Source organism: Alkaliphilus metalliredigens QYMF, from assembly GCF_000016985.1.
Lineage (GTDB): Bacteria > Bacillota > Clostridia > Peptostreptococcales > Natronincolaceae > Alkaliphilus_A > Alkaliphilus_A metalliredigens.
Window position 1 is genome coordinate 3,140,969 of record NC_009633.1, and the last position, 12,386, is coordinate 3,153,354.

At 36.4% G+C, this 12,386-nt stretch carries 12 protein-coding genes; 3 read left to right on the plus strand and 9 right to left on the minus strand.

Annotated features, from left to right (window positions below; genetic code table 11):
* Positions 1 to 16 precede the first annotated feature (16 nt).
* The 6 genes from AMET_RS15255 to AMET_RS15280 all read right to left on the minus strand — a co-directional run bounded on the left by AMET_RS15255 (position 17) and on the right by AMET_RS15280 (position 8,849).
* Positions 17 to 586 (minus strand): HDIG domain-containing metalloprotein, encoded by a 570-nt coding sequence (locus tag AMET_RS15255; RefSeq protein ID WP_012064208.1) that lies wholly within the window; start codon positions 584 to 586, stop codon positions 17 to 19.
* A gap of 79 nt (positions 587 to 665) precedes the next feature.
* Positions 666 to 1,649 (minus strand): protease modulator HflC, encoded by a 984-nt coding sequence (hflC, locus tag AMET_RS15260; protein ID WP_012064209.1) that lies wholly within the window; start codon positions 1,647 to 1,649, stop codon positions 666 to 668.
* Positions 1,650 to 2,615 carry an FtsH protease activity modulator HflK gene (hflK, locus tag AMET_RS15265; RefSeq protein WP_012064210.1) on the minus strand — a complete coding sequence of 322 codons (966 nt, stop codon included), beginning with the start codon at positions 2,613 to 2,615 and terminating at the stop codon, positions 1,650 to 1,652. It abuts the gene before it with no gap.
* A gap of 105 nt (positions 2,616 to 2,720) precedes the next feature.
* Complete coding sequence (locus tag AMET_RS15270; RefSeq protein WP_012064211.1) at positions 2,721 to 3,803, minus strand: PRK06851 family protein; 1,083 nt, start codon at positions 3,801 to 3,803, stop codon at positions 2,721 to 2,723.
* 192 nt (positions 3,804 to 3,995) lie between these two features.
* Positions 3,996 to 6,788, minus strand: coding sequence for a DNA gyrase/topoisomerase IV subunit A (locus AMET_RS15275; RefSeq protein WP_012064212.1), 2,793 nt, complete (start codon positions 6,786 to 6,788; stop codon positions 3,996 to 3,998).
* Positions 6,789 to 6,806: 18 nt separating this feature from the next.
* Positions 6,807 to 8,849 (minus strand): DNA gyrase/topoisomerase IV subunit B, encoded by a 2,043-nt coding sequence (locus AMET_RS15280; RefSeq protein WP_012064213.1) that lies wholly within the window; start codon positions 8,847 to 8,849, stop codon positions 6,807 to 6,809.
* Positions 8,850 to 9,094: 245 nt separating this feature from the next.
* Between AMET_RS15280 and AMET_RS15285 the strand changes: the two genes are divergently transcribed.
* Together AMET_RS15285 and AMET_RS15290 are read left to right on the plus strand one after the other, a co-directional pair.
* Positions 9,095 to 9,412, plus strand: coding sequence for a carboxymuconolactone decarboxylase family protein (locus tag AMET_RS15285; RefSeq protein WP_012064214.1), 318 nt, complete (start codon positions 9,095 to 9,097; stop codon positions 9,410 to 9,412).
* Between the two features lie 171 nt (positions 9,413 to 9,583).
* Positions 9,584 to 9,934 carry a RidA family protein gene (locus AMET_RS15290; RefSeq protein ID WP_012064215.1) on the plus strand — a complete coding sequence of 117 codons (351 nt, stop codon included), beginning with the start codon at positions 9,584 to 9,586 and terminating at the stop codon, positions 9,932 to 9,934.
* Positions 9,935 to 10,045: 111 nt separating this feature from the next.
* Here the strand turns inward: AMET_RS15290 and AMET_RS27385 are convergent, their stop codons facing one another.
* Positions 10,046 to 10,201, minus strand: coding sequence for an LOG family protein (locus tag AMET_RS27385; RefSeq protein ID WP_083761019.1), 156 nt, complete (start codon positions 10,199 to 10,201; stop codon positions 10,046 to 10,048).
* Positions 10,202 to 10,213: 12 nt separating this feature from the next.
* Positions 10,214 to 10,639 (minus strand): DMT family transporter, encoded by a 426-nt coding sequence (locus AMET_RS15295; protein ID WP_012064216.1) that lies wholly within the window; start codon positions 10,637 to 10,639, stop codon positions 10,214 to 10,216.
* A gap of 176 nt (positions 10,640 to 10,815) precedes the next feature.
* Here AMET_RS15295 and AMET_RS15300 point away from each other — a divergent pair, with 176 nt between their 5' ends.
* Positions 10,816 to 11,307: a pyridoxamine 5'-phosphate oxidase family protein gene (locus AMET_RS15300; RefSeq protein ID WP_012064217.1), complete on the plus strand. Its 492-nt coding sequence runs from the start codon at positions 10,816 to 10,818 to the stop codon at positions 11,305 to 11,307.
* A 108-nt stretch (positions 11,308 to 11,415) separates the two neighbouring features.
* Here AMET_RS15300 and AMET_RS24425 read toward each other — a convergent pair whose 3' ends face one another.
* Entirely contained in the window at positions 11,416 to 12,378 is a 963-nt protein-coding gene (locus tag AMET_RS24425; protein ID WP_157047267.1) for a L,D-transpeptidase family protein, read from the minus strand.
* Between the last annotated feature and the right edge of the window lie 8 nt (positions 12,379 to 12,386).

Here is a 12,386-nt window from a genome sequence, read left to right on the forward strand (position 1 = left end):
GATAATAATCTTCTTGTTATGTAGGGCTACCTGCAAGTCCAAGTTCAGCAGCTACTTCCTGCATTCCTTCAATGGTCCAAAGAATGACTGTATCTAAGTCCATATCTATCATTTCACAACCAGCAAGAATGACTTCACGATTAACACCAGCGGCAAAACCTTTTGACTTAAATTTTTTCTTAACCGACTTAACCTCAAGATCCAATATACTTTTATTAGGTCGCATTAATACACCCGCTGTTATCAGTCCCGTCAGCTCATCAATTGTGTATAGTACCTTTTCCATTTTACGAATCGGCTCTACATCCATACATATATTCCATCCATGGGATATGACAGCATGAATGATATCTTCGTCAACACCTTCTTTTTCCAGGATCTCCTTACTCTTATGACAATGTTCATCAGGGTAGAGCTCATAATCAATATCGTGTATCAGTCCAACACTTCCCCAGTATTCCTCATCTTCGTTATTTTTTCTAGCAAAGTAACGCATAGTCGCCTCTACAGCAAGGGCATGAGTTATCAGAGCCTCATTTTTATTGTACTTTGTTAACAATTCATAAGCATCTTCTCTAGTCATCATCCTTTGTGCCTCCTTGTTTTCAATTTAAATATGAGCACTTGAAATATGTATAAGAAAAACCACCCAAAGGTGGTTTTTCTTATGGGTTCAGTAAGTATTTAGCAAATGGTGAATTGGAATCGATCACCATCTTTGTTTGTCCATCAATGGTTTTTGTATATGCTTGTAGTGTTCTATAGAACTCATAGAATTCAGGGTCTTTATTATGTGCCTCAGCATAAATTCGTATGGCCTCGGCGTCTCCTTCACCTCTAATGGTTTGTGCTTCCTCATATGCTTCTGCGTTTAAAATTGTGGCTTCCATGTCTGCTTCAGAAGTAATCATTAGGGCTTCTTCTGCCCCTTCTGAACGAAATTGCCTAGCGATTCTTTCTCTTTCAGTTTTCATTCTATTATATATGTTGGCAGAGTTTGCTTCAGGTAAATCTGTTCTTTTAATTCTGACATCCATCACCTTAATTCCTAGTCCAGCAACAGATCTGTTTACGGACTCTGCAACTCTCTCGGACAATTGTCTAGCATATTCTCTATCGGAGATTACGGTGTCAGTAGTGGCTCTTCCTATTTCCTCATTAATTGCAGAATAAAGCAGGTCGTCTAATCTTGTATGGGCCGCCCCTTCGGTCCTAACACTGATTTTGAATAACGCAGGGTTTACAATTTTCCATTGAGCAAAATTGTCTAATATTATTTTATTTTTGTCTCTTGTGATGACTTCCCTAGCATTAGAGTCAAATGTCAAAAGTTTATCGGTATATGTTTCCGCTCTTTGCCATGGGAGTTTGAAAAACAAACCCTTACCCTCTATAATTTCCACTTGTCCAAGTTGATTATTTTCCATGGTTCTCTCAACAAGCTCAGGGGTCTTTTCACTAACAATTATTTTCTTCACTTCGGTAAACTGCGTTAAAATCCCTAGCTCTGACTCCGAAACTGTATAAGTAAATAGGTTGAACCCACCTACAATAATGACTAGTGCTACGACTATCATAGCCACTCGCGATCCTAAAGATCCTAACTCCTTAATTTTTTCTGTGGTAGAACGTTGCTCTTGCGGCTCCATTTACATCTCCCCCTGACTGTTTCCAAGAATATTAGAGAAGGGTAAAACCATTGTATTGTCTTTCCCATCCATTATATATTTATCTATGCCTGGAAGCACTTCTTCTAAGGTTTCTAGATACATTCGCGTTCTTGTTACTTCCTTACCCGACTGGTATCTTTCAAGAATTTGATTAAATTCAGAGGCATCTCCCCTAGCTCTAGCAATCCTATCCTCTTTATAGGCTAGTGCTCTGTTAATCTCCTGTGCTGCTTCCCCTCTAGCTACAGGAATGATTTCATTTCGATAACCTTCAGCTTCATTTATGGCACTTCTTTTATCATCTCTTGCTCTAATGACATCATGAAAAGCTTCCCCAACTTCTCCATCAGGAGGATTTACATCCTGAAGCCTTACATCCTCGACCATCATACCTAATTTATAGAGATTCACAATTTCCTGAAGTTCTTCCCGAATCTCTTGCTCTACCAAAAGTCTATTTTCTGTCATAACTGAATCTAAATTATGATTGGCAACTGTTCGTCTTATGGCAGACTCCCCTGCAATCCTCACGGTTTCGCTTTGATTATCTACTTCAAATGTGTAACTAGCAGAATCAATGATTCTATACTGCAAAATAGCTTCCACATTGATTAAATTTCCATCTCCTGTTAACATAAGCGATTCCTTTTCTACAGAGGAATATTCTGTATTTGTACTGGAACTCCCCTCCGACCTAGTTCTAAATCCAAACTCTAAACGATGTAGCTCGTTTACATTAACTTTATAAACATTGTCGATCAATAAAGGCCTCCAATTTATCCCCGCCTTCGTGACTGTTCTATCATGCTCGCCAAATCTAGTTACAACTGCCTCTTCTCCTGACCCTAAAGTATAAAACCCCAAAACGAACCATATGCCGACTACGCTGAGTATCACAATGCCAGATATGATATTTGCTAGTTTATTGCTATTCAGTTCAACCACCCCTTTATATAAGATACTTAATTATAACATACCTGAGTTTGAATAAAAAATGGATCCCATTAGTAAGTAGATCTACTTCGGGAAGGATTATATATCATCAGACATTTACTTAGCGTATGAAAGTATTTTATCAAGAATTTTTGCTCTGAGTTCATTGACACCATCAAAGTTTACATTTGGCACATAATAGGATTCCATTACATCATGTGCTTTTTTTGTTTTTTGAAGATTCTTCATTGCATCATTAATCAATTGCTTAAAAAGTCTTTCACTATAATCTAATTCTTCCCTGTATTGTTCTATTTTCTTTTGGTCTAAAAATTGGTTTAAATTGAGTGCCAAGTATTGCTTATACTTCTCGTGAGTTGTAATGGCAATATCTAGTCCTGGGATCAATAATGTTTCAATCTTATCCGGTACTAATGGCTCATGATGAATTTCGATATCATATCCTTTTTCCACTGCCATTTCTGCTATTTTTTCAAGCAGTGTTGATTTTCCCGTCCCTGGTGCTCCTTTTATATAAAGAACTTTATCCATTGGGCCCACATAGGTCTCTACATAATCAACATGCCCCTCTAAAGTGATGGCACTTCCAAGTAAATGCCTTTTCTTCCCGATTCGCTCTTGATCCTCGATGCCATCAAAAATTTCTTTTATGAGTGCTTTAGTTGCCTGATTTACCTTAACAAAATCCATTGCATATCCATAGATCCATTCTATATCATCGTGGATTAATTTAGCTGCTGGTAAATACTTATAGACTCTTTTATAAATATGACTGTTCGCCATGGTATTTTCAATAATTCCTTTTCGATTCACCTTCATGGCTGCTTCATCCCAATAGTCTCCTAAGTTAATAACTTCATCTACTGCGCCAGGATATTTGGGATCCTCGACATGGGGTGCGGTTCCATCTAACATGGCAATTTTTAACTCAGGAATGACAACCGCATCAACAGAGTCCGGGTCAGCAGCACAGTGGTGAAACTCTATGTCATATCCTCTATCCACCATTTCATACCCGATCTTTTTCATCATATGTGATTTTCCTACTCCTGGGCCACCTTTTACGAAAAATACGTGATTGGCGTTTTTCACATCAATAATATGATCAAAGTGCGAGTAAAATCCTAGAGAAGTATTTCCCCCTGGAAAAAGCCGTCTAATATTTCCTTTTTTCGTCACAAAAGATCCCTCCTATTCCGTCTATTTAAACAAAAGTATATTATCATATTATTTTTATAAACTTATTTTGTGCTTGTCAGAAGCTTTTTAAAAAGGTCTTATTTTATAGGCGTAAAGGGACGGTATCTTTGATACCGCCCCCTTACTCTTCTCTGGTTCATTAATCCTGCGTCTGACAATCCCTCAACAACTTCAACTTATTTTATGAAATGTTCCAACAGCTGGGATATTCCCTCTATAGTACTGAAAATCCTCGTAATCAAATTCATCAAGAGCCTTTATTTCTTGGAGGTAACTACCCTCCTTAGATTTTAATATCTGCACACCCTTAGAATCACGAGAACTCTTGGGATTAATCTGTGCAGTGTTAAAAATTAAAATCTTATTAATGTTACTAGTGGCCACTAATTCTATATCCTCTTGTATGTTACTTATATACACAAGAGGCGACTCGCCATTATAGGCATTTGCCAATTGTTTTCTGTTGGTTTTGGTTTCATAACTTTCAAGAGGAATTTTCGCCCCTTTACCATTTTCAAAGAAAAATAGCATGTGGCCTTTATAATTATCTGTATAGGTAATGTATATGATATCTTCATCGGCATCTAAGGCTAGTATACTCCTTATGCGTTGTCCTATACTGGCAACTTTATCTTCATCCTCTTCTAGCTCTCTAGCCTTTGTTTTGTAAAGGATTTGCTTGTTTGAAAAGAGTAGTAATTCACCCTCCTCAGCACCTTCAACTTCTTGAATAATGTAATCATCCTTCTTTAACCTCTGTTCCTCATCTTCCACTAGGGTGGTCAGAGGAATTTTTTTAATATATCCTCCCTTTGTTAGGAAGAATTTAACCCTAGGATTTTCATCTAGCACTTTTTGATTGAGCATTTCATCGGGAGATACTTCATCCATAGGTTTTATCTTTTTAAGCGAAATACCCTTTTTGCATTTAAATACCTGTACTCCCTTAGAATTTCGTGAATTAATCGGACTCATTTCCTCCGTATTAAATATTAAAGTCTTATTAAGGTTGCTAGTGGCCATCATCTCTAGATCCTCTTCTATCGAACTGATATAAACAAGAGGGGAGTCACCACTATAGGCATTAGCCAATTGTTTTCTGTTAGTCTTGGTTTCATAGCTTGTAATGGGAATTTTTGCTCCCTTGCCATTCTCAAAGAAGAATAACATATGTCCTTGGTAATCTTCGGTACAAACAATGTGGAGGATGATCTCGTCACTACTTAATCCCAATACATTATTTAAATATTGTCCTAAATTACTGGCCTTGCTATCTTCTAATTCGTAGGCCTTTATTTTATACACCGTTTCCTTATTTGAGAAAAGTAGTACTTCTCCTCTATTGGTTCCGTCAATTTCTTGAACAATATAATCATTGTCCTTTAATTTATGGTCTCCACTGCTTCTTAGGGAAGCTAATGAGATTTTTTTGATATACCCTTCATTTGTTAAAAATAATTTCATATTATAATTCTCAATCAAAATTTCTTCCGACAATACCTCTACTTCATTTTCATTAATAATATCAGTTTTACGAGGGATTCCGTAGGCTTCACTGATTCTTTTTAAGTCATTAACAATAATTTCATTTTGCTTACTTTCCCTTGCTAAGACCATCCCTAATCTTTTTAATTCCTTTTCAATGGCTGAAATCTCTTTAATCTTTTTTAAAATGAGTTCTTGATTTAGAGAGCGCAGTTTAATTTCTGCGATATATTCTGCCTGTGCCAGATTAAGATCAAATTGCTCCATTAAATTAGCAATAACATCCTTATCTTTTTTGGTGTTTTGTATTACGTCCACTACTTCATGGATATTGAGTTGAATTTTTTCAAGACCCTTAAGTAGATTCAGTTTTTCTTCTAATTTATCGATTTCAAATTGAACTTGCCTTTTTAGACAACTCAACCTGAAAGCAATCCAATGATCTAAAATTTCCTTTACGCCCATCACCTTTGGATGTCCATTAATGAGAATATTAAAGTTACATCCAAAGCTATCCTCTAATTTAGTCCATTTGAAAAATTTAACCATTAAATCATCAGGGTTGACGCCTCTTTTTAGGTCAATGGTAATTTTCAATCCGTTCTTATCTGTTTCATCTCGTATGTCGGTTATTTCTTTGATTTTACCTTTTTTCACGAGTTCTATAATACTTTCAATGATGGCCTCAATACTGGTGGTATAGGGGATTTCATAAATTTCAATGGCATTATCCGCCTTAACATAGCGGTACTTTCCCCGAACCTTAAATGTTCCTCTTCCTGTATGATAAACTTGCTTCATAGTGACTTCATTAAATATCAATTCCCCACCTGTGGAAAAATCAGGAGCCTTTAGATACTCTAAAAGATCAATCTCCTTGTCCTTTAAATAGGCAATGGTGGCTTCACATACTTCCTTTAGATTAAAGCTTGGAATATGCTCCGCCATTCCTACAGCAATCCCTTTGTTATATTTAACGAGAATATTTGGGAATGTGGTGGGTAATAGTGTGGGTTCCTTGGTGGTACTGTCATAGTTATCTACAAAATCAACCACATTTTTATCTATGTTTGAAAAGATTTCCTGGGTAAATTTTTCTAGCTTAGCTTCGGTATATCTTGCGGAGGCCTCCCTCATATCTCTTGAATAAACCTTTCCAAAGTTTCCCTTTGAATCCACGTAGGCATGAAGCAATCCCTGATGACCTCTTGTCATTTTTACCATGGTCTCATAGATTGCTTGATCCCCATGGGGATTTAATTTCATAGTCGTCCCCACAATGTTAGCAGATTTACTTCTTCCCTTTGTCAATAGACCCATCTGAGACATGGTGTATAATAGCTTTCTGTGGGAGGGTTTAAATCCATCTATTTCAGGCAATGCCCTGGATACAATCACACTCATTGCATAGGGCATATAATTAGATTCTAAGGTATCTTCTATTTCTTGAACCTCTATTTCATTGATACTCTTGTCCATATTTCCTACCTTCTTTCCTTACGAAACATCAATTTGTTCTAAATATTTATGCCCATTTTCTGCAATATGCACTTTTCTACCTTCAAGGTTGTTTCCAAGTAATAAATCAAATACATCATCTGCCTTTTGCGCATCACTCATGGTGACTTGAATTAATTTTCTTGTTTGGGGATTCATAGTGGTCTGCCACATCATTTCAGGTTCATTCTCCCCTAATCCCTTGGAACGTTGAATAGCATATTTCCCTTTTAACTTAGATACCACAAAGTCTCTTTGTTGATCGGAATATACGAAGATGGAGTAGTTTTTGTCACCTTTATTTTCCACAAAAGTAATGCCGTCCTTTTGTTTATCGGTTAGCTTGGGCAAGGTAGTGGAGATGATTTCAAATAACGGTGTTTCTGCAATATAAACCTTACCTTCTCGAAGTAGTGTTGGCACTAAGCGATATAACATAGCCAAGATAAGCGTTCTAATTTGATACCCATCTACATCGGCATCGGTACAGATAATGACCTTGTCCCAATTTAATTTATCCAGTTCGAAGGTATAGAGATCCGTATTATTTTTTGACTTAATTTCAATTCCACAACTCAGCACCTTTAGTAGATCCACAATAACAGAATCATTAAATATGTTATCTAACTTTGCCTTAAGGCAATTGAGGATCTTACCTCTTACGGGCATGATGGCTTGAAATTCAGAATCCCTACCTTGTTTTGTGGATCCCATAGCAGAGTCACCCTCAACAATATAGAGCTCTCTTTTGCTTTTATCCTTCGTTTTACAGTCTACAAATTTTGCTACTTTATTAGCAAAATTCGAGGGACTTTCCAGTTTCTTCTTCACATTAATCCTTGTTTTTTCAGCACTTTCCCTACTTCTTTTATTAATAATGATTTGATTGGCAATTTTATCGGCTTCCACTTTGTTTTCGATAAAGTAAATTTGAAGCTTTTCCTTTAGAAAATCCGTTAGGGCGCTTTGGATAAACACATTACTGATGGCCCGTTTGGTTTGGTTCTCAAAACTGGTCAAGGTTGAATATGAATTGCTAATCAAGACTAAGCTATCCTCTATGTCTGCAAAAATAGCTCGCTTTTCATCTTTTTTGTAGAGATTGTTGTTTTTGAGATATTGTTCAATTGCTGATAAAAAGGCACTTTTTACGGCTTTGTCTGGGGCCCCTCCATATTCAAGATAACTAGAATTATGATAATACTCTATATGTGATGCGTGATTATTAAAAGCAAATGCCACTTCTGCCTTTACTTTGTATTCAGGTTTGTCTGCCCTGTCTCTACCTTTTGTTTCAAGTTCAATATACTGAACAGAGGATAATTCTTTTCCCCCATTGATTTCCTCTATATAATCTACAATTCCTTTTTCATAGTAATACGTAAAGTTTTCCTCAGAGGCTTCATCGTATAATTCAAAGGTAATTCCTTTATTAACAATAGCCTGTCTCTTCAATAATTCTTGGTAGAACTCAAGGGGAATGTTTATGTCCGTAAAAACATCTAAATCAGGCTTCCATGTAATTGTGGTCCCTGTGGACTCATAATCACATTTTTTCTTTTGTAGACCTCCGATGTTTTCTCCCTTTTCAAAGCGGAGTGTGTATTCATATCCGTCCCGACGAACTAAAACATCCATATATTCAGAGGCGAACTGGGTAGCGGTGGTCCCAAGTCCATTAAGTCCCTTACTGTATTCGTAGCTTTCTCCACTATTTGTATTGTATTTCCCCCCTGCATAAAGGGTACAAAAAACAAGCTCCCAGTTATATTTATTTTCTTTGGAATTGAATTCTACTGGAATACCACGGGCAAAATCTTGTACGCTAATAGAGCGATCCTTAAAGCGCTTTACTTTAATTAATTTTCCAAAGCCTTCCTTTGCTTCATCCACAGAATTGGCTACGGTTTCATCTACTGTATGGCGACTGCCTGTGATTCCATCTGAACCAAAAATAACTTGTGGCCTTAGCCTAACCTTTTCAATCTCCGTTAATGAGGAAATGCTTTCATTGCCATATTCCTGCTTTTTTTTATCTGTCATTTTTTCATCCCTCTCCTTTAGTCCTCGAAAGGAACCTTCCGTATGCTATACACACATTGCACATATCATATCATTTGATTTTTGTTATTTCAATAGCCTTAATAAAAAAATACACTTTTAAAGAAGTATACTGCCTCTAAAGATCAGTGGTATTCCTTGGATATGAGAAAAAGTCGCCATAGGATGTGAATTAATATGCAGTCAATAGGGTATACATAAGTAAAATAACCAAAGGAGTGATTGTAATGGATGTGATGGAAAGAAATTTACACTATTTCATTAGTAAACATAAAGAAATTTATGAAGCCTATGAGAATTATGGAAGTAAGCTTCATGAAAAGGGTGGCCCCCTAGATGATAAGACCAGATGGCTCATTAAGGTTGCCATATCCGCTTCAAGTCAATATGAATACGCCCTAAGGACCCATATAAAGAAAGCCATTCGATTTGGTTGTACTAGAGAGGAAATAGAACATTCCATCATGCTTGTGGCTCCTAGCGGTGGATTTCCTAAAATGATGGAAGCATTACTGATTCTTCGGGATGAATTGGGCGATGAATAGGTAATTACATACAGAATAAACAAAAGAAGATGGCACTTTTTACAAGCCTTAATATTACAGTAATACCTTTAGATGAAATGACATCAATATAATAAATTGAAATAAACTTTCAACTTTAGTATAATTGAATCTACTAATAAATATCATGATGAGTGGGGGATTAGATTTAATATGGAAATTAAAAGATATGAAGGAACCGGTAGAATGAGTCGAGCAGTCGTTCATAATGAAACGATTTATTTATGCGGACAAACTTGTGGTGATTCTGATAAAGATATCAAAGGACAAACTAAAGTTGTACTTGAAAAGGTAGAAGCATTACTCAATCAATATGGTTCTGATAAGCATCATATTCTCACAGTAACCATTTATTTAAAGGAGATCTCTATGTTTCAAGATATGAATGAAGTTTGGGATGCGTGGGTTGAAAATGGATTTGAGCCTGCAAGAGCTTGTGTAGAAGCTAAAATGGCTCGGGAAGATATTTTAGTGGAATTATCAGTTGTTGCAGCACTAAAGTAAACTGTCCCTCTTACTGTAAGTAAAAAGATGGATGCGGTCAGCATCCATCTTTTTAATGTATAACTATGATGAAGGCGAATGTACCGATGAATTATATTTGGTTTTATGTATTTACTCACCCTTATGACTCACTAGTCCTTCAATTAAGTTTTTAGAATTACCATCAATGATGATTAAATCCTTATACTCTTTTTTGACAAAACCTTGTTCAATCATATGATCAAATAATGAAATAAGTGGTGTATAGTAGTCATTTATATTTAACAATCCAGGGAGCTCTTACGCTAACTGATAAACCAATAGCCCACTCACAATCAGTAGCAACCCAAATACTTTGATTCCTGTAAAAACAATAATTGGTTCACCAAAGACTCCAAAATAATTGATGACTGCAGTGGCAATAATTTGGGTCACAATGAGTATTGTCACCGCATAGCTGGCACCTAGGTCAGTGATTCCCTTCATCACACTGAAAATAATCACAACGCCCATAGCTCCACCTAACAAATAATGTGGATTGACTGCTTTAATCGGTGTGAAATTAAGTTTTTCATTGAATAATAAAATAATAAAAGCCACGATCAGACCACTTCCATGGACAAAAGCATTTGTATGCCAAAAGCTTAGCTTTTCACCTAAGCGTGCATTAAAAATTGATTGCAATGTAATCATTAATCCTGCCAATAAAGAGAAAATGACTCCCATTAACATTACCTCCTCGGTTCTCTTAGTTCATCTAGTATGTACTCTATTGATAAATTATTATATCAAATTTTATCATACTTTACATGATGTTTTGAATACTTCTTAACTAAAAACTAAATAATATAGAAGAGTATATTCAATTTCATCTAAATGAAATGATAAGGAGTGAATGATATATGGATCATAAAATGGCACCCTTAGAGCTTAGGGATCATATTATTGGGTTTTTAAAGGAAAATAAGGATGGTGCACTTGGAACTTGTATGAATAATGTACCCCGCACCAGCCCTGTTCAATACTTCCTTGGAGAAGAACTGGACCTGTATATTTTATCAGCCGGTGGCGACAAGTTCAATGCGATCAAGGATAACCCAAATGTATGCCTACTTGTGAATACAGACTATTTAGACCACCGAAAAATCAAGGGAATTCAGGTTTTTGGAAAGGCAACTACAAGCTTACATGAGAAAAGTCTTCAACAAGAAGCAATGAAATTTGTTCCTAATCCTCATTTAATGGATCAACGTATCAAAGATCTGAATGTGATTAAAATCGTCCCTGAGGAAATCGTCTACTTAGACGCCTTAGAAACTGGAGATCGAACAAAGCAAATACTCAGACACCAACAGGTGGTGATTAAGGAAGACCAATTAACACCGATACATTAAACGCAAAGGACAAAGGTGAGATTTATCCCGCCTTTGTCTTTTTATTTCAATTTATTATTATCTTCCATGTATTGCTGAGACTTCTTATAAATCAAGTCTCATTCTATACTAATGCTGGATGCCATTAATATACTCTAAATACTCTTTTATGGTGGGGATATTTTCGGGTTCTTCTATTTGTTTGTTAGACTCTTCTTTTTCCTGAAGGACTTTTTCGATCTCAGCTTGTTTCATTGCTTCTTCTTGCTTTGCTTTCTCTATTTCTGCCTGTTTTATTGCTTGTTTTTCCTTTGTTGCTTTCTCCTCAGCTAGTCTGATCTCCTCTATATATCCTAGGTAGCTCTTTTGATCGACACCCCATTCCTTTAGCTTCTCATGTGTTCCAATCCAAACCGGCGTTTTCAGTGAAATAATATCAAATAATTCCGCTACATCTGAGTTAATCATTCTGACACAGCCTAAGGATGCATTTGTACCAATTGATCTGGGGTTATTATTTCCATGGATTCCATAGGATCCTCCGCCTCCATGATTAATCCCCATCCATCGATATCCTAATGGATTGTTGGGAGAGCCCCCTTTCACCGGTTGTGCAATTCCTGCACCTCCCCATCCAGGGTTGACTAGTTTATTAACGATAGTGAACTTTCCTTCGGGTGTTAAACCCGGCTCTTTTCCTTGTGCAACAGGGTATTTTTTCATTACCTTATCTCCTTCATAAAGCGTGAGGATTCGTTTTGTTTTATTGATGGTCATCCATTTTCCCTTCGTTGGAGGTTGATCGATTACATCTAAGTAGCGTCGTTCACTTCCATTTACTAGGGCTGATAACACTGTCTCGGATTGAGGACCATAAATGCCATCTACTGTTAGGTTATGTTCACTTTGGAAACGTATGATGGCATTTCTTTTGTTAATATCCTGTTGCTTTGTGTCCTCATGAAAATATCCTAGGGTCTTCAGTGTTTCTACTTTGTTTATTTCAGTTGTTTCTTCTTTTTGCACCTTTATTTCTGATGCATTGTTATTAACTACCTCTCCATCCATACTCAGGACTGGATTGATTGTCATGATAAAAA